An 18825-nucleotide genomic window follows, 5' to 3' on the forward strand; every position below is an offset into this window, starting at 1 on the left:
CTCACTATCATTGATCTGTTTCAGCCCAAGACGCCGGCTTGGCGTAGAGCAGCGATTTTTGCCTGGTCGAAACCGAGCAGGTCATGCAGCACCTGCTCACTATCCTGTCCCACTGTCGGAGCCCGTCGCGGTGGCGGTAATTCCTCGCCCACAAAATGCACCGGAAAGCCAAGCATGTCGGCGCCATGCTGCCGATGCGGCAGCAACTTAAATCGCGCCTGGAACTGCGCGTCGTCGACGATGTTCTTGGGCGTGTTCACCGGCGCAATGGGCGTGTTCGCCTCAGCGCTGAAAGTCAGCCACTGCGTCGACGTACGCGTCTTGAAAATGCCGCGCAGGATGGCCTGCAACTCGCGATTGCCGCGGGCGTGGTCGGCATACTTCGAGCCAGGCCACTTCTCGAACAAGTCGAGGCGGCCAATTCCGGTACAGAAGTTCTTCCAGAAAGCCTGTTCCGAAGCCATGAACAACACGTGGCCGTCAGCGGATTCGTACATCTGATAGCGTACTCCCTCACGCATGCCGGCCGTCGCCACCGGGCGGCGCTTGTAGCCATCAGACTTATTACCGGTGACCACGTCCTCAGGCCTGGCATAGGCCATGTAGCTTTCGCTACGGTACCAGTCGAAGGCGGCGGCGGCGTCGGACTGCGCCAGCTCCATGAAGCAGCCCTCGCCCGTACTGCGGGCCCGCAACACGCCAGCCAATACTGCCAGGCCGCCGAACAAGGGCGCGGCATTAATGCCTATGCCGACGTGCTCAGGGATGTAGCAAAAACCTTCCTCGTCGTATGCCGGGATGCAGGCGCCGCACCACGTGTCGTAGGCAATTCCGTGGGAAGGCATTTCAGCGTAGGGGGCCGGTCATGCCGTAGCCAGAGACGGTGCAGAATACCACCTTTGGATTGACAGCCTTCAACTGATCATAGCCGAGGCCGAACTTGGCCAAGGCGCCGGGCTTGAAGCTTCGATCACCACGTCGGCACCGCGCACCAGTTCGCGGTATATCTCACGCGCCTCTTCCTTCTTGAGATCGAGAACCAGGCTCTTCTTGCCGCGGTTCAAGTGATAGTGCATCAAGGAGACACCCTCGATAATGGGCCAAGTCATCTCGCGGATGTAATCACCAGCGGGGGTTTCGACCTTGACCACCTCGGCGCCTAGATCCGCGAATGCAGTGGTGATGGCTGCTGGGCCGAGGATGGAACTCTCGATGATGCGCAGGCCAGTCAGCGGTTGGGGAATTTTACTCATGTCTCGTATCGGTCTCCGACTTGTCTCAGCCGAGATAGGCCTGGCCGCCGTCAAGAGCGATGCTCTGACCGTTGACATAGCGGCATTCTTCGCTGCACAAGGTCACCGCGAAACGACCGATGTCGAGCTCACAGTTGCCGACGCGGCGCATCGGGATAGTGGAAAAGTAGGCGACTGCCTCATTCGGTCGCGCCGCCGCCCAACCTTTCAGTCCTTCCGATTCGGCCAGCGGGAGCAGCACGTTTGTGCGAATATTGTCCTGGCCCCACTCGCAGGCCGCCGCTCGCGACAGCTGGCGTATGGCTTCCTTGACTGCACCGTAGGCGCCATAGCCGCTGGCATCCCAGCGCTTGCTGGCCGCGCTGGCCAGGTTGATGATGCTACCTTCACCCTTGAGGTAGGGATAGCAGAGTTTCATCAGGCGCAACGTGGCTTGCGGCCCTGACGCCCATCCAGCTTCGAAGCTCTCGTCGCTGACGTCCATGAGCTTGCACATGGGTACTTCTTGGGCGTTATTGACCAGGATGTTGAGTCCGCCGAAACGTTCCACAACCGCCGGCACGCAACGCTCCAGAGAATCGCGCTGTCTGACGTTGCACTCGATAGCGAATGCTTCGCCACCGGCCGACTCAATCTCGCTTACGGCGTCCTCGACCTTGGCCAAGGTACGTCCGGCCACTGCGACTTTGACCCCTTCCTTTGCCAAGGCTACGGCGATGCCTCGGCCCACGCCCTGACCGGCGCCGGTGATCAGCGCTACCTTGCCCGCCAGTTTCGTCATGCTCAGATCTTGACGCGCTTGACCGGATCGATCTTGGTGAGCTTGGCCAGATTCAGGCCGAGGATCTTGGCCTTGTCCTCCTTGCTGAGCTGCTGGTAACCCCACTTTTCCTGCAGTTCCGCTGGCATGTCAAGGTCGGCAATGTAGTCAACCACACGCTGCAGGTCATCGAAAGGCAGGTCAAAGCCAAGCACGATCTTGTCGGCCGGCATCCACTGCAGGGCCGTGCCTATCGCGTGATAGCCGCGGTACGGCGAACGCTGGTAGTAGCCAATGATGCCGGATAGGCTCATGTAGAGATTCGGGTGCTTGCCGCATAGTCCGATCAAGAGCTCTGTGTCAGGCCAGCCGGCGTGATAGGCGATCACTTTCAGTTCGGGGAAATCCAGCATCACGTCGTCGAGCTGGCCCACCTGACAGCGGCTGCCCGGCTGCGGGACGACATAACTGGTGCCAGTGTGCATGGTAATAGGGATGTCCAGTTCGCAGGCCTTCTCATAGAAGGGCCAGAGGCGCTTATCGTTGATGGGACCTTCGTCCTCGGGCGTATAAAGCTTGCAGATGCGCATGCCTTTCTCTTTTACTAGGTATTCGAGTTCCCAGTTGGCATGTTTGATACCGCGCTTAATCACCGGGCCGACATTGCCCTCAAGGTACATGCGCTCCGGATAGGGGGCAATTTGCTGCATCATGAAGCCGTTGGTGGACAGCGAGACCGTACCGCCTGTGACATCCATCATAGGTTCGCGCAGGCAGAAGGCGACATCGACGCCGACCTGGTTCATGTACTTGATCAGCTCGGAGGCGATCGGATGTGGCCACTCGCCCGACAGATCGCGGCCCGACCAAGCGCGCAGCACGCCATCGACGCTTCCCCACCAGCGCTTCACGTCGGGATAGTAATCAATCTCCGACATTGTCTGCGGATTCATGAAGTGAAACTCGGTCATCGCAATGAAATAGTCTTTACCGGCAGACATGTTTTCTCCTCAGTTGATTGGCGTATCTATCATCGGCCAGGCGGCCCGCTGCAACGACGTCCGATTGGACTATTCCATTCCCGTGATGCGCACTCCCGCCTGGCAGTTGTACTGTTTGTTGATGAAGATCAGTAACGATGTCATGGCCTCGACGGCAGCAGCGTTAGCGATGCTTCCAGCATGGATGCCGCGCATGCCTGCCGCTTCGACCAACTTGACAACCTCGGTTCGCGCTTCCTTGTTGTCGCCACACACCAGCACGTCACAGTGGAGCCCGTGCCCCTCCTGCAAATGATGGGCGGCGACGTTCTGAAATGCCGAGACCACGCGCACTCCTTCTCCAAGCAAGGACTGGGCAATCTGTCCGGCAGAACCCTGAGGCGGCAGTTGTACACGCGCCACCTTCGGCGGCACTAACGGCACCGTGACGTCGATAAGGATCTTGCCGTTGAGGGCCGAACGAACGGCTTCCAGAGTGCTGCTCTGATAACTAAAAGGTACCGTCAAGGCGACGATGTCAGCGGCTTCGGCCGCTGCAAGGTTCTCCATTGCGCGCACATTGATACTTGAGACGCCGCTCTCGGTCATCACCCGGCGCAGGTCGGCAAGCGCTGCTTCCGCCTTCTCTAGAGAGCGCGACCCGATGATCACCTGATACCCGGCAGTGGCCCAACGTCGCGCCAAGCCGGTGCCGAGGTCACCCGTGCCGCCGAGGATGGCGAGTAAGGGTAGTTTTTTTTCGTTCATCGTCATCCTCTCAGCGGCCTTGGTAGTTGGGTTTACGCTTCTCGGCGAAGGCGCGCGGTCCTTCGCGGGCATCCTCGGAAGCGAAGACACGGGCGCCTATGGCTTTCTCGAGCACAAAATTCGGCTCGTTGTTGAGCGCACGTACGGCAATCTCCTTGGCCGTGCGCACCGCCAGCGGGCCGTTCTCGCAGATCATTTCGGCCCAAGCCATAGCTTCATCGAGCAACTTGTCGGCCGGCACAACCTTGTTAATCAGGCCGACTTGGTAAGCGCGCGCAGCGTCGATCGGCCTTCCGGTGAGCAGCATCTCCATGGCGACCGCCCACGGGATCTGCTGTGGCAGGCGAATATGCGAGCCGCCCACTGGGATCACTCCCCAGCGTACCTCGGCTAGACCGAAACTGGCGTTGTCGGCGGCAAGGCGTATGTCGGTACCCTGCAGGAATTCCATACCGCCGGCGATACACAGGCCGTTGACGGCGGCGATGATCGGTTTGTAAATAGTATAGAAAGGCCGCTTGACGGGATCCTCATATCCCATGGAATCGCCGGAATTGATCGCCGGCAGCGCTTCCTTCATGTCCATGCCGGTGCAGAAGGCGCGATCGCCGGTGCCGGTGAACACCGCCACCCAGAGGTTAGGGTCCTGGTTGAAATCATCGAAGGCAGCGTCCATGCCGACCAGCATTTCGCGCGTGAAAGCGTTTAAAGCCTGCGGTCGGTTGATCGTCATCAGGGCGATGCGGCCACGTTTCTCGTACTTGAATGTTTCGGGCAAGTTCAATGCCATCGGGGATTTCTCCTACTGAAAGATATGGTGCTTCAAGCGCGGCGAAAACAGGGCACGGTCAATTCCGCGTCGAGTGGTTCGAACGCTACTCGCACGCGCATGCCCATGCGCAGGTCCTCGGGAGCGCAATCGATAATGCGGGACAGCAAGCGCACGCCCTCGGCCATTTCCACGACCACCGGTGCGTAGGGAACCGCTTTCGCGTACGCGGGATGCAGCGCGCGCTCCACGACCGTCCAAGTGTAAATCGTACCCTTGCCTGAGGAACGCACCCATTCCCAGCCGAAGGATGAACACTCGGCGCAGACTTCGCGCGGGACGTGGCGAAAACTGCCGCACTGCGTGCAGCGCTGAAAGCGCAACTCTCCCAGTCGGCACCAGTCGTAAAACTCCTTGGCTAGCCCGTGCAGCGCGGGCCGCGGCCGAGCACAGTCGATGAACGGATCCTTCATGCGGCCTCCATGCTCAGTTTCCAAGTATGGCGATACTGCCATCACCAAAATCTCCCCAACCGGTGACCACGCCGATTTCGGCGTCCGACACCTGACGCGCGCCTGCCTCGCCGCGCAGCTGGCGCACGGCCTCGATAACGTGGCCAAGACCCAAGCTGTGGGCGTGCGAGAGCAGGCCGCCGTGGGTATTCACCGGTAAGCGACCGCCCAACGCTATGGCGCCGTCCTCAACAAAACTGCCCCCCTCACCGCGACCGCAAAAGCCTGCTTCCTCGATCTGCTGGATGACTTCAAAGGTGAAGCAGTCGTAGATCTCTGCAAAATCGACGTCGGCCGGGCTGACGCCGGCTTGGCCGAAGGCCTCGGGGGCGGCGCTCGTCAGCCCGATGCGGTGGAACTCGCGACGATTGGTAATCTCATCAGCCGGGTAAGGCTGGCCGGCGGCGGCGCCCAGCACATGGACCGGCCGTTGTGGCATGTCGCGGGCACGTTCGGCGCTGGCGACGATGAAGGCAGCCGCACCATCAGTCTCCAGGCAGCAGTCGAGCAAGCGATAAGGCGAAGCGATCATGGGCGAAGCCAGGTAGTCGGACATGGCCAGGGGCTTTCCGTGCATCAGGGCCGCCGGATTCAACTGGGCGTGCCGCCGCATGGCCAGGGCGACTGCACCGAGCTGCTCGACCGTCGTCCCATATTCGTGCATGTGCCGGCGAGCCATTAGCGCGTACCACTGCGGTGGTGCGGTAAGGCCGTAGGGCATATAGTAGTCGCGGGCGATCTGCGCACCCGGAATCGAATCGTCATCGTCGGCCGAGGTTTCGCGCACGCGTTCGCCCGAGTATCCGTTCCAGCCGCCGGGCACCAGCACGTAGTCGGCACCGCCGCTGCTCACCGCCATGGCCGCCATGCGCAGAGCGGCCACCGGCGCGGCACCGCCCATGTTGATGGTCGCGGCAAAACGCAGGTCGGAGCATCCGAGGCTGGCAGCTAGAGCCTCTGCCTTACCGAGGTTAGGGAAAGGCAGGATTCCGTCGATCTGCGCAGCTTTGAGGCCGGCGTCGGCGATGGCGTCGAGGGCTGCATTGAGTTGCAAGGCCATCTGACTCATGCCGGAACCTGGCTTGCGGCAGTATGCCGTCTCTCCAATGCCGACGATGCAGGCCCGCCTTGCGAATGTCATGGACTCTTCTTACCTGCCTGTTGTGCCTGATATTCTTCCAGCAGCTGCTGGCGCATTTCGCCTTCGCGCCGTCGTATCGCCCAGAACGCAGCCTTACGTTTTTCGAGAAAGGCGGCACCGCCCTCCTTGCCCTCGGGCATGTCGAACCAGTCTGGATACAGTGCCGCCGAGGTCACGCAAGATTCCTTATAGCCGTCCATTTCTTGGTCGAATGCCGCCTTCAGCACTTCTAGGCAGCCCGGGCTCACGCTGAGCATCTCCTCGCACCAGCGGTCGACTTCCGCCTCGAGTTGGTCAAGCGGTACGACGGTGTTGATTAGTCCCATCTGCAGCGCTTCAGATGCCTTGTATTTGCGGCAGAGCATCCACATTTCGCGCGCCTTCTTAGCGCCAATCACCTTGGTCAAGTAGGGCACGAAGAAGCCGTCGGCCGGCGATGACACGCGCGGCCCGGCCTGGCCGAAGATGGCGTTCTCAGCGGCGATGGTGAAATCGCAGCAGTAGGCCATGTGGTTGTGGCCGGCAATGCAATAGCCCTGCACCTGCGCGATGATCGGCTTGCGTGAGATGCGCATCAGGCGGTTATGCGGATAGCGATTGTAAAACGCCTCACGTAAGCCCCAGCGCTCCCACTCGACATCGCCGCCAGCGCCGAAGTGCTTGCCGCGCCCAGCGATGACAATCACGCCGACAGAAGCGTCGTGGTTAGCGTCGTAAAAGGCGCGGAACATTTCGTCGACCGTAACCAGGGTCAGAGTGTTCATCTTGTCCGGCTTGTTGAGCGAGACGCGGGCGATGCCGCCACCGTGTTCGAGGTGCACCTTCTTCTCGTAGATGATCTCTTTGAAATCATCCAAGCCTTCGCCGGTCACGGCGCTCCATTGGCTCCAGCTCATCAATCCCTTCCTCCTGTCGTGTATCGGGCGACGGTCACGGAATCGCCCCCTTGGCTTTCAAGGCCTCAATCTCTTCCCACTCATAGCTGAGCAGGTCCATCATGAGAAGTTCAGTATCCTGCCCCAGTTGTGGCCCAAGACAGTGCACATCGCCTGGGGTCCGGGAGAGTGTTACCGGCATACCGCGCACCTCAACTTCACGTTTCACTTCCTCGCAGTAAGTTTTCAAAAAGTAGCCGTTCTGCCAGGCCTGCTCATCGCGGATGACGTCCGCGAGGTTGTTGACAGGACTGGCGATGATGCCCTCGGCCTTACAGGCGGCCATCAGCTCCTCATGGCCGCCCCTCAAGGTCTGTACCTCGATGGCCTCGATCAGGGCTACATTGTGCAGCTTGCGTCCGGTCGGGTCGGCGAAGCGCGTGTCTTGGGCCATGGCATCCGCCGCCAGTGCCTTACAAATCGCGGCAAAACGTCCGTTCTCGTTCTGTTCGCAAAGGAAGACCCACTTGCCAAGTGTCGGGTAGAGATTCCACAGGGGGTTCTCCACCTGCTTGCGTGACTGCTGCAGCGCGTTGGCCTTGTGGCCGGCAAGATACGATTGCAAATAGGGTGCCACAAGGTACAACTGGGCTCCATACAGCGAGGCATCAAGAAACTGGCCCTTGCCAGTACGATTTCGCTGGTAAAGGGCCAACATAATGCCGAACGCCGACATAATGCCGCCGAAGGCGTCGCCGGAACCCATACCCATGTAAATGGGTGGTTGTCCAGGTTCTCCGAGCCGCGCCATCGCCCCCGTCAGCGCCTGCACGGTCATATCGAAAGAGGGTTTTGAAACGCCCCCGAAACGCCCGTAGCCGGTATTGGTGGCATAAACCAGGCGCGGGTTGATGGCCGAAAGCTTCTCGTAGGAAAGATTCCAGCCGCCCAGCATTTCCGGAGCCAGATTGGACAGAAATACATCGGACTTCTCCACCAGACGATAGAGGATTTCCTGACCCTCGGGCTTCTTCAGATCGATGGCCATGCTCTTCTTGTTGCGATTAATGACCAGGAAGTACTGGTTCCAGTCACCCACCTCCAGAGACTTGATGCTGCGTACGCCGCGTCCCTGGTCTCCGCCCTGTGGACGCTCGACCTTGATTACGTCGGCGCCAAAGTCGGCAAGATATTGCGCCGCTACCGGTCCTTGGAACCAGACAGTGAGGTCGACGACGCGGATTCCTTCGAGTGCCTTGGTCATTATCCCCCCGCCTATGCGACCACGCCCGCAGCGGTCAGTTGATGAATGGCCTCGACCGGATAATCGAGAAGTTCGTGCAGCACCTGTCCCGTGTGCTGGCCGATGCAAGGTGCCAGACGGTCCAGACGCGCGGTACTGTCACTCATGAATATCGGGAACCCCAGGCTCTTCAACTTGCCGAAGCTGGGATGTTCCAGCTCTATGATGTAGCGGTTGGCAGCCACTTGCGGATCATTGGCCGGATAATCGAACTGCTCGATAATATCGGCCGACATCTGGTTGTCCATGAAAGCTTGACGCCAGTAGGTTCCCGATCCTTTGCGGAAGGCCTGCTCCAGCTCCTTGATCAAGTCCAGCCGATTAATTTCGGTACGCTTGTCGTGGTTGTCAAAGCGAGGGTCGTCGGCTGCGATGCCCACCATCTTCGAAAACACCGGCCACCAGCGGTCGGTGTCCGGCATGGTCAGAGTGACCCAACGACCATCGGCGCTCGGATAGAGCGAGCCGGACATGGGATTGGAGACGTCTAGCCGGGAAATTGGGTTGAGGAGGCGGTCGCCTTTGCCGATGGCTAGGAACGCCTGAAGATCTAGAGCGGCGCCGTACATGTTTGCGCCGAACAAGGAGACGTCCACCTCCTGTCCTTCGCCGGAGCGAAGCCGATGGAACAGTGCCATCACCACGCCGAAAGCAAGCATGACCGATGCATGCATGGCACCGGCACCGGTATACACCGGCGGCTGGCCCGGCTGCGGCAGTATGGGCATCATCCCGGTACGTGCCGCCGCCAACTCGTCGATCGCAGGCAAGTCGCGATCCGGCCCCTTCGGACCGAAACCGGATAGCCGGCCGAAGACGATATCTGGACGAAGCGTCGAGGCACCCGCGTAGTCAATGCCGATGGCCGCCAGTTCATCGTGCGTCATGTCGGTAACGATGGCGTCAGCGCGCGTCGTGAGCTCGGCCAGAAGCTGCCGCCCACGCTCGCTTTGCGGATCCAAAGCCAAGCTTTCCTTGTTGCGGTGGATCAGATCTGCTTCGTAATTCCATTGGCCAAGGGTCTCTTTAACCTCAACCGGCAGTAATTCCAGCCTGATCACCCGTGCGCCGAAATCACCGAGAAAGGCGGCCGAAAGCGATGCGCAGAACTGTCGTGTCAGGTCGAGAACGACCAAGCCATCAAGCGCTCGACTCATGAAATCTCCTCACTCGCGAAACTCCCCGCGGCAGCGGCCGCAGGGTTCAAATAATCGGCTGACAGGATGCTGGCGCGACTGCTCACGGATGCTCTCAACGGTCTTGCCCGCGAATTCCACAGTGTCCGGAAACCTACGTTCTGCCGCCGCGTTGGAAGGTGTCGAAGTTGAACAACAACTCTAGATCCGGCGGACAGCCGCGCGGCAATGCCTTCAGCGCGAGTTGCTTGCGTAACCTGCTCTTCAGCCCATGCATGATCACATCCGGACCTGCTGCCATCATCGTCTGAACGGACTAAGCAAAACATGGACTTAATGCTGTACTGTAAGATTTACGCAGACTGGGCATTGACGATAAATTCAGTGGGGGCGAAATATGGCAAATCGTGAAAACATGCAAAAGCCTGACTTTATGACCGATGAAGAATGGGCCTGGATAAAGGACCGGACCGCGACGGTGTCGCGCATAACCGAGGATGCCCACGCCGATGTCGAGCGTTACCTAGCTAATCCAGACGGCTGGTCAACGGGGACCGGCAGCCCATCAGGACTTCCGACGCTGTTGCTGACCACCATCGGACGCAAATCAGGTGAAAAACGCACGACGCCACTGGTCTTTCTGCAACACGGCGACGAGATGGTCGTTGTTGGGTCGCTGGCCGGTTATGACAGACATCCCGCCTGGTATCTCAATATCACTGCCAGCCCTCAGTGCTGGGTGCAGCTGGATCGTCGCAAAATGACAGTCGTTCATCGTGACGCTACGGAAGAAGAGCGGAAAGCGTTGTGGCCCAAACTGGACAAGGTTTTTCCTGCTTGGGGGTATTTCCAGAAACAGACCGATCGTCCCTTTCCAATTGTCATTCTTTCGCCGTCTGGTCCTGCGTAAGCCTATGCAAGGGCGGTCGCCTAACCGAACTTTCGCCAGACATGCCAAGCACATCATATTGAGAGCAACTACACCATGAGCAATGTGAAATTCGACCACCTTTTTGCCCCCTTGCAGGTGGGGCCGATGCGGGCACCGAACCGTGTCTGCGAGACCACCAATACCATCAATTCGTCGATGACTCCTGGCATGATAGACGAGAACTTCATCGCCCATCATATCGCCAAGGCGCGCGGCGGCACTGGCTGGATCGGCAGCGAAACCTGGCTGCTTAATGTACCGTTTCCACCGGAAACACCGGATGAAATTGGCCTGTCCATCGGTTGCGGCGGACATTACGCAGCCTATCAGTTTCCGGCATTCGCCGAGGGAATGAAGAAGTTCGTCGACGAAGTGCACAAGGAAGGCGCCGTTGCAGTGGTACAACTGACCCAACTCACTTCCATTTGGTCGCCTTCGCCGGTACCTGTGGTCGGGGCGCAGAGTTATACGCCCCATGTGCTCGGCGAAGACGAGATCGAATTCTGCCTTAACACCTATGCCGATGCGGCCGAGGTCGCCAAGGCCGTGGGCGCAGATGGCATCGAGATCCACTGCGCCCACGAGACCATCGGTCATAGCTTTTTGTCGCCGGCAACGAACAAGCGTACGGACCGCTGGGGCGGTGGCCCGCTTGAGCGCATCCGCTTCGTCGTGGAAGCGCTCAAACGTGTGAAGAGCCGCGTTGGCGACTCGCTCGCCCTAGGCATACGTATCAGCGGCAAGGAATTTCGCGCCGGCGGTTACGACACCATGGAAATGCGCGAGATGCTCTATGCGATCGCCGAGACCGGCCTGCTCGATTTCGTGAACATCGACATCGGTCATTGCTGGGGTGCGCCTTCCTATGTGCCGTCGTCCTATTATCCGCATGCGGAATACCGCGAGATCGGCAAGGCGGCAAAAGCCGACCTTGCCGAGATGGACAAGAAAAGCGCCGTGCTGTTCACGGGGCGCATTAACGATCCCGTCCTAGCCGAGGAGTTGATCAAGGGCGGCTTTTGCGACTTGGTGGGCATGGTGCGCGCCGGTATCGCCGACCCCGATTTCGCCAACAAAGCGCGCGAGGGACGTCTCGGCGAGATACGCCGCTGCATTGCCTGTACGCGCTGCATCGACGAGGCATCGGAATCCCTTTACATCCCCTACACGCCGATGTGCTCGATCAATCCCGTAATAGGAAACGAGTTGCGCTGGCAACAACAGTACAAGGCAGCGGAGAAGGTCAAGCGCGTGGTGGTGGTAGGCGGCGGTCTCGCCGGCTGCGAAGCCGCGCGTGTGGCGGCCATGCGCGGTCACCAGGTAACGCTTCTGGAGCAGGGCAAACGCCTGGGCGGCCAGTTGCTGATTTCCGCCAAAGCCCCCGGACGCGACTCCTTCGAGGACCAAATCTATTTCGAGGAAAACGAAATGACGCGTTTAGGCGTCGACGTCCGTCTAGAGTCCATTGCGGATATCGCCGCAATCAAGGCGCTATCACCGGATGCAGTCGTCATTGCGACGGGCGCGGTCCCGCGCGTACCCCACGATGTGGTCGGTCTAGAATTGCCCCATGTGGTCCAAGGCTGGGAAGTGATGAAAGGCAAGTCCTCGACCGGAAACCGGGTGGCACTCGTCTCCCAGGAAGATTATTACGAAACAGCCTGTGTTGCGGAATACCTGGCCGACAAGGGCAAACACGTTGAGGTCTTCCACAAAACGTGCACTTGGGCTGGGAGATCGCCAGGTATTCGGTCGGAATGGTCCTGGCCCGTATGGAAACTTGCGGCGTCCTCATCCATCCGAATATGGTCCTGACGAAGATTCATCCCGATACGCTCGAATTCGTTTCGGCTTTCGGTAACCATACTTATCGCCAGGAAGGCTTCGACAGCGTGGTGCTTGTTTACGGGGCGGTGCCGACGCACGACCTGTATGACCGGCTCAAGGCCGAGGGCAGCATAGCGCAACTCTACCTGGCCGGCGCCGCATGGCTGCCCGCCGCATGGCAGAAGCGACAAGGCATGGAGCTAGCATCGGGCTGGTGATCTAGGTCGGTTTCGACGATGAGTTGCGCAGACGGTGACGATAATGTCCGTCGCCGGTACATTCACCTCTGTGAGGCGATCAGTTGATGAGTACGTGCATCCGCTTCAACGCCTTGCAGCGCATGGCTGAGATCGGCGCCGGAGACGATCTGGCGGCGCTATTGGCCGCCGCCATGCCAACCACGGCCAGCAAAGACATTCTCGTCGTCGCCCAGAAAATCGTTTCCAAGGCCGAAGGTCGCAGTGTTGATCTGAATGCCGTTTCGCCCTCGCCCCGCGCGCAGGAGCTGGCCGGGCTCACAGGCAAGGATCCCCGCTTGGTCGAACTGATACTCGCCGAGTCCTCAGAGGTGTTGCGCGCGCGACCCGGCGTCCTTATCGTTCGCCACCGTCTCGGCTACGTCATGGCCAACGCCGGCATAGATCGCTCCAACGTGCCGAGCCCGCCCGGTGAAGAGCGCGTACTGTTGCTGCCGGCGGACCCCGACGCCTCAGCCGCGTTGCTCCGCGCGGCACTGCGCATCCATCTCGGCACCGACCTCGGCGTCATCATCAGCGACAGCTTCGGACGTCCCTGGCGCAACGGCGTAATCAATGTCGCGCTAGGTGCCGCTGGCCTGCCGTCATTGATCGACCGTCGGGGGAGAACCAGACCGCTTCGGGCGCGGCATGGAAGTTACGCAAGTGGCGCTGGCCGATGCGCTGGCCGCCGCCGCTGGCCTGGTCATGGGTGAAGGCGCCGAAGGTGTCCCGGCAGTACTCGTGCAAGGACTTGACTGGAGCGCGCCTGATTGTCCAGCGCGCTCACTTATCCGCCCGCTCACCGAAGACCTGTTCCGATGAGCAGCGGCACGGTGGTTGCCCTTTCCGGTGGCGTCGGCGGTGCCAAGCTGTCGCTCGGCCTGTTGGGCATCCTGCCTCCCAACACCTTGAGCATCGTCGTCAATACCGGCGACGATTTCGCACACTTGGGATTGAGCATTTCTCCCGACATCGATACCACGCTGTATACCCTTTCCGACCGAGCCAATCCCGAGACCGGCTGGGGGCAACGCGATGAAACGTGGCGCTTCATGGAAGAGCAGGCACATCAGGGCGGCGAAACCTGGTTCAAGCTCGGCGACCGCGATTTGGAGGTACACGCAGAGCGCACGCGTCGCTTGCGTAGCGGTGAAACCCTGAGCGCCATTACTGACGATTTCGCACGGCGTTTCGGCATCGCCGCCGCCATCCTACCCATGAGCAATGATCTGGTCAGCACACGCGTAGTGACCGACCAGGGCGAACTCTGCTTTCAGGAATATTTTGTGCGTCGCCAATGCCGGCCGTGCATCCATGCCCTGCGCTTTGCCGGCGCCACTGCGGCGCAGCCTAGCCCCGGCGCGGTGGCGGCCTTGCGCGCAAGTAATCTCGTCGCGATCGTAATCTGTCCGTCCAATCCATGGCTGAGTATAGACCCGATACGCGCCCTGTCTGGCATGCGCGAACTGTTGCGCGCCAGCAGCGTGCCGGTGGTCGCGGTTTCGCCGCTGGTCGGCGGCAAGGCGGTAAAGGGGCCGACGGCCAAGATCATGACGGAACTCGGTCTGCCCGTGACTCCGTCAGCGGTGGCCCGGCACTATGCCGGATGGATAGACGGATTCGTACTCGATATCCGCGATCATGAATACGCTGATGAAATTCAACTCCCGACGCTGGTCTGCGACACCCTGATGCAAACCGTCGCTGATCGCCAACGCCTGGCCGGCGCCACGTTGGAGTTCGCCGCGACCCTCACAACGGAGCGAGCCGAAGCATGAGCTGCTGGGCCGTCATCACCGTCAAGACGCTGGCCGACTGCAAGCAGAGGTTGGGGACCGTATTGAAGCCGGGAGAGCGCCAGGACGCAGTCCGGCGCACATGCTGGCCGATGTCATCAAGGCGCTGCACGACGCGGCGAGCATCGGGGCAGCATCGCCGTGATCAGCCCAGAAGATCTGGTACTCGGATATCACGTGGTTGCCGACGCCGGCGGCGGCCTCAATGCCGCCGCCGCCCAAGCGTGTCGACTGGCTGCAGGCGAACGGCGCAGTGGGAATGCTGGTGCTCCACGCCGACCTGCCGTTGCTGACCTCACAGGAGATCGATGCCCTGGTCGCGGCCGGACGCCGGCAGGGTCTCGCGTTCGCACCTGACAGCCGGCGCCAAGGCACCAATGCCGTGTTCATGGCGCTGCCCGGCAACTTCAGCTTCTGCTTCGGCGAGATGAGCTTGCAAAAACATTTGGCGCAAGCCACGTCGAGCGGCCGTCGCGCCGCTCTGGTCGACCTGCCCGGCCTGTGTCTTGACATCGATACCGAGGCAGATCTGGCGCTTCTGGCCAACACGCCACGCTACACTTTCATCAATTCATATTTGGAGGAGTCCCGCATGACTAAGACGGGCTTGCGCTTAATTGCTGCTGCAAGCGGCGGAGAGCGACTGGGGCGGGAAGCCTTGGACCTGGCGGACTTCGAGGACATGGATGCCCTCCTCGCCGCAGCCGAAGCGCTGACCCTGGCCGGCCATGGCCGAAACGTCAGCTATTCGCGCAAGGTTTTTATCCCCCTGACGCGACTCTGCCGCAACAACTGCGGCTATTGCACGTTTGCCGAGCAACCTGAGCACGGTGTGCAGGCCTACATGAGCCCGGACGAAGTGCTGAGCATCGCACGCGCAGGTGCTGCGGCAGGTTGCAAGGAAGCCCTGTTCACCTTGGGCGACAAGCCAGAGCAGCGCTATCCAGCAGCGCGGCAAGCGCTGCAGGAGATGGGCTATGCATCGACCCTAGATTATGTGGCGGCAATGGCGACGCTGGTGCAGAAGGAGACCGGCCTGCTGCCCCACCTCAATCCCGGCGTGATGTCCAGAGAGGACATGCAGCGCCTACGCCCGGTTTCTGTGTCGATGGGATTGATGCTGGAGTCTTCAGCCGCACGCTTGTGCAAGCGCGGCGGACCTCATCACGCATCCCCCGACAAGGTACCCAAGGCAAGGCTGGCGATGCTGGCGGCTGCCGGCGCACTAGCCATTCCCTTCACCAGCGGCATCCTCATAGGTATCGGCGAGACACGGCGCGAGCGTATCGAGGCGCTACTTGCTCTGCGCGAATTGAATGACAAATTCGGCCACCTTCAGGAGATCATCATACAGAATTTCCGAGCTAAGCCCGACACCGCCATGGCATCAGCGGCCGAGCCGGACTTACGCGAACACCTGTGGACCATCGCCGTGGCGCGGCTGATTTTCGGCCCTACGATGACCCTGCAGGCGCCGCCCAATCTACGTAGTGGCGAACTCGGCTACTTGTTGCGGGCGGGCATCAACGACTGGGGTGGGGTTTCGCCGCTGACGCCTGATCACGTCAATCCGGAAGCTCCTTGGCCGCATATTGAAGAGTTGAACCGCGAAACTGCCGCCCACAGCCGCCACCTTGTCGAACGACTGGCCCTCGCTCCGGCGTATGCACGTAAGCCGCAACCCTGGGTCGATGCCGCCATGCTTACGCCCCTGCTGCGCGCCAGCGATGCTATGGGGCGGGCGCGCGCCGATGCCTGGCATCCGGGTACAGGCCTGACACCACCCGCCAACGCTAGCGACTGGCTGCAACCGCCCCAGCAGCGAAGCAGCCCCGAACTGCGCCGGCTGTTACAGCGGGCCAGCGGCGGCGAACGGCTTGCGGAACCCGAAATCGTCAAGCTCTTCTGCGCCGAAGGCAACGATCTGCGGGCCCTACTTGCCGGCGCAAACGAACTGCGTGCCGACAGTGTCGGCGCTGCGATGTCCTACGTCGTCAACTGCAACATCAATTACACCAACATCTGCCTGCACAAATGCGGCTTTTGTGCCTTTGCAAAGGGGCGCAGTGCGGAAGCTTTGCGCGGCCCGGCCTATCTTATGGAGCCGGAGGACGTGGCGGCGCGCGCCGTCGAAGCCTGGCAACGGGGCGCCCGAGAAGTCTGCCTGCAAGGGGGCATACACCCCAACTATACCGGCCAGACCTATTTAGATATTCTCACTGCCGTAAAGACGGCGGTACCAGATATGCACGTGCACGCCTTCTCGCCACTCGAGGTTTGGACTGGCGCCAAGACGTTGGGCTTGCCGCTCGCCGACTTTCTGGCCGACTTGAAGGATGCCGGATTGGGTAGCCTGCCGGGGACCGCAGCTGAGACCCTCGATGACGAAGTACGCGCTATCATCTGTGCCGACAAGCTGACCACGCGGCAGTGGCTGGAGGTGATGGCAACGGCCCATGCCGTCGGCCTGAAGAGCACCGCCACGATCATGTTCGGCCACGTCGACCATCCCGAACACTGGGCCCGCCACCTTTTGCATATTCGTGACTTGCAAGAGGAAAGCGGCGGCTTCACCGAATTCGTGCCCCTGCCCTTCGTGCACATGGAATCTCCGCTATGGCGCAAAGGCCTGGCGCGTTCCGGTCCGACCCTGCGCGAGGTGCTCGCCATGCATGCTGTGGCTCGTTTGGTGCTGCATCCGCTCATACGCAATATTCAGACTTCCTGGCCCAAGCTGAGCCCAGCCGGCGCCTTGCTCTGCCTGCAGGCTGGCGCCAACGACATCGGCGGCACATTGATGTACGAATCGATCACACGCGCCGCTGGCGGCCTCAACGGTCAAGAAGTCACGCCGGCGCGTTTCGCCGAAATGGCGGCAAGCATAGGCCGACCTGTGTGGCAACGCACCACGCTCTACCAGCGCGTCGCACCACGGCGCACAGGCAACATTCATCAATCACTCCGGGGAGAACTATCGTGCGCTTCACTTTGATGCTGGGACTCGGCGGTTACCAGGACTACCTCGCGATCGCCAAGGCGGCCGAGGAATGCGGCTGGGACGCCATCTCACTGCCAGACAGCATTTTCTTTCCGAAAATCTCCGAATCCGAATACCCCTACGCCGACACCAGCGCTGTCCGCCAATACCTCTCGGTGGCGCCGGTGATCGAACCTTTCGTTGCTCTCTCGGCTATCGCCGCCGTGACCAGTAGGCTGCGGCTGGTCCCCGGCGTGCTCAAGGTGCCAGTGCGGCAACCGCTGATCCTGGCCAAGGCCATCACTTCGCTGGCGGTGATCAGCAACAACCGCCTCGTGCTTGGGGCCGGCTTGAGTCCGTGGAAGGAGGATTTCGCTTATAACGGCGTGGACTACGACAAGCGCGGAAAGCTCTTCGATGAATGCATCGCCATTGTCCGTGGCGCCATGCGCGGCGACTACTTCGAGTATCACAGCGACAACTACGATTTCGGGCCGATGAAGATGTGTCCCGTGCCGGATCGGCCAGTTCCCTTCATCATTGGAGGGCACGCCCGTCCTGCGCTGGCGCGCGCCGCACGCCTGGGCGACGGCTGGATGTCGGCCAACACTGATTTCGCCGATCTGAAGAAATTGATCGACGAACTCAATGCCCTTCGCGCCGAGCACGGCACCCAGCACCGCGCGGACTTCCAGATCTTTGGCAACGACATGAACGCGCGCAACGTCGATGATTACCACCGCGTCGCAGATCTCGGCGTCACCGACCTGTGTGCCGCGCCTTGGAACGTCTACGATTCGGCCTGCAAGTTGCAAGAAAAACTTGACGGTCTGCGTCGTTTCGCTGACACAGTGATCGCCAAGCTGGCATGAATTCGATGACTGGAGAAATCACATGAGCTTTTCAGAAGACGAATTCCAGCAACTGCGGCGCGATGTGCGCATACTGAAGGACATTGAGGCCGTCAAGCGCGTCAAGCACGCCTACTTTCGCTGCATCGACACTGCGAACATCGAGGAACTCAACACCCTCTTCCATAAGGATGTGATGGTGTATTTCATCGGCGGGACCTACGTGTGGGAGTTGCACGGTCGCGAGGAGTACGTCGAAGCGATCGCCGCCAGCTTCAACAGCAACGTCATCGCTCAGCACAACGGCCACCATCCTGAGATCGACATTCTCAGCGAGACGGAAGCGACCGGCATCTGGTACCTGCACGATAATTTCTACCGCTTCGCCGACATGCACTACGTATGTGGCACAGCGCTCTATCGCGATCGTTACGTCAAGGAAGAAGGCCGCTGGCAAATCATCGAGAGCCGCTACGAGCGTATCTACGAGATCGACGAACTGATGACCGAGCGTCCGCCGGTGACCGCGCAATATATTGCGAAAACCGGCCGGAAAACGACCGACGCGGCCTGATGACGCAGGCGACAACTCCGGCGGAAGAAAAGATATGGGAGACACAATCCTGCCGCCCTCTTCACCACCGTTGAGCAAATCAGTACTGCACGATCACATCCAGGCTGACTAAGTGCGGTTCACCTCGGTACGC

14 protein-coding genes and 3 pseudogenes are annotated in these 18825 nt (G+C 60.4%); 7 read left to right on the forward strand and 10 right to left on the reverse strand.

Going from position 1 to position 18825, the window contains the following annotated elements:
• Positions 1 to 20 precede the first annotated feature (20 nt).
• The 10 genes and pseudogenes from IPP88_09640 to IPP88_09685 form a co-directional block, all read right to left on the reverse strand.
• Positions 21 to 1253, reverse strand: a pseudogene (locus IPP88_09640) (CoA transferase).
• Between the two features lie 25 nt (positions 1254 to 1278).
• Positions 1279 to 2034, reverse strand: a complete 756-nt coding sequence (locus IPP88_09645; protein ID MBL0122969.1) for an SDR family oxidoreductase — start codon at positions 2032 to 2034, stop codon at positions 1279 to 1281.
• A 2-nt stretch (positions 2035 to 2036) separates the two neighbouring features.
• The gene (locus IPP88_09650) at positions 2037 to 3014 is read right to left on the reverse strand and encodes an amidohydrolase family protein (protein MBL0122970.1); all 978 of its coding nucleotides are present in this window, start codon (positions 3012 to 3014) and stop codon (positions 2037 to 2039) included.
• A 69-nt stretch (positions 3015 to 3083) separates the two neighbouring features.
• Positions 3084 to 3761 (reverse strand): NADPH-dependent F420 reductase, encoded by a 678-nt coding sequence (gene npdG / locus IPP88_09655; GenBank protein MBL0122971.1) that lies wholly within the window; start codon positions 3759 to 3761, stop codon positions 3084 to 3086.
• Between the two features lie 10 nt (positions 3762 to 3771).
• Positions 3772 to 4551 carry an enoyl-CoA hydratase/isomerase family protein gene (locus IPP88_09660; GenBank protein ID MBL0122972.1) on the reverse strand — a complete coding sequence of 260 codons (780 nt, stop codon included), beginning with the start codon at positions 4549 to 4551 and terminating at the stop codon, positions 3772 to 3774.
• 32 nt (positions 4552 to 4583) lie between these two features.
• Positions 4584 to 5003 carry an OB-fold domain-containing protein gene (locus tag IPP88_09665; GenBank protein MBL0122973.1) on the reverse strand — a complete coding sequence of 140 codons (420 nt, stop codon included), beginning with the start codon at positions 5001 to 5003 and terminating at the stop codon, positions 4584 to 4586.
• Positions 5004 to 5016: 13 nt separating this feature from the next.
• Positions 5017 to 6183 carry a transporter gene (locus IPP88_09670; protein ID MBL0122974.1) on the reverse strand — a complete coding sequence of 389 codons (1167 nt, stop codon included), beginning with the start codon at positions 6181 to 6183 and terminating at the stop codon, positions 5017 to 5019.
• Positions 6180 to 7079, reverse strand: coding sequence for an enoyl-CoA hydratase/isomerase family protein (locus IPP88_09675; protein ID MBL0122975.1), 900 nt, complete (start codon positions 7077 to 7079; stop codon positions 6180 to 6182). Before IPP88_09675 ends, IPP88_09670 begins: the two co-directional genes overlap by 4 nt.
• Before the next feature lie 34 nt (positions 7080 to 7113).
• Complete coding sequence (locus tag IPP88_09680; protein MBL0122976.1) at positions 7114 to 8322, reverse strand: CoA transferase; 1209 nt, start codon at positions 8320 to 8322, stop codon at positions 7114 to 7116.
• Positions 8323 to 8333: 11 nt separating this feature from the next.
• The gene (locus tag IPP88_09685; GenBank protein MBL0122977.1) at positions 8334 to 9518 is read right to left on the reverse strand and encodes a CoA transferase; all 1185 of its coding nucleotides are present in this window, start codon (positions 9516 to 9518) and stop codon (positions 8334 to 8336) included.
• A 376-nt stretch (positions 9519 to 9894) separates the two neighbouring features.
• Here IPP88_09685 and IPP88_09690 point away from each other — a divergent pair, with 376 nt between their 5' ends.
• The 7 genes and pseudogenes from IPP88_09690 to IPP88_09720 all read left to right on the forward strand — a co-directional run bounded on the left by IPP88_09690 (position 9895) and on the right by IPP88_09720 (position 18692).
• Positions 9895 to 10407 (forward strand): nitroreductase family deazaflavin-dependent oxidoreductase, encoded by a 513-nt coding sequence (locus tag IPP88_09690; GenBank protein MBL0122978.1) that lies wholly within the window; start codon positions 9895 to 9897, stop codon positions 10405 to 10407.
• 75 nt (positions 10408 to 10482) lie between these two features.
• Positions 10483 to 12478 (forward strand): annotated as a pseudogene (locus tag IPP88_09695) (FAD-dependent oxidoreductase).
• Positions 12479 to 12559: 81 nt separating this feature from the next.
• A pseudogene (cofE, locus tag IPP88_09700) lies at positions 12560 to 13316 on the forward strand (coenzyme F420-0:L-glutamate ligase).
• The gene (locus IPP88_09705) at positions 13313 to 14272 is read left to right on the forward strand and encodes a 2-phospho-L-lactate transferase (protein MBL0122979.1); all 960 of its coding nucleotides are present in this window, start codon (positions 13313 to 13315) and stop codon (positions 14270 to 14272) included. The pseudogene cofE and the gene IPP88_09705 overlap by 4 nt, the downstream one beginning before the upstream one ends.
• A gap of 223 nt (positions 14273 to 14495) precedes the next feature.
• A complete protein-coding gene (cofH, locus tag IPP88_09710) occupies positions 14496 to 17282 on the forward strand; it encodes a 5-amino-6-(D-ribitylamino)uracil--L-tyrosine 4-hydroxyphenyl transferase CofH (protein MBL0122980.1) in 2787 nt (928 codons plus the stop codon).
• A complete protein-coding gene (locus IPP88_09715; GenBank protein ID MBL0122981.1) occupies positions 17267 to 18139 on the forward strand; it encodes a TIGR03619 family F420-dependent LLM class oxidoreductase in 873 nt (290 codons plus the stop codon). The genes cofH and IPP88_09715 overlap by 16 nt, the downstream gene beginning before the upstream one ends.
• 22 nt (positions 18140 to 18161) lie before the next feature.
• A complete protein-coding gene (locus tag IPP88_09720; protein MBL0122982.1) occupies positions 18162 to 18692 on the forward strand; it encodes a nuclear transport factor 2 family protein in 531 nt (176 codons plus the stop codon).
• Positions 18693 to 18825 lie beyond the last annotated feature (133 nt).

This window comes from Betaproteobacteria bacterium, from assembly GCA_016720925.1.
Taxonomy (GTDB): Bacteria; Pseudomonadota; Gammaproteobacteria; order Burkholderiales; family Usitatibacteraceae; genus UKL13-2.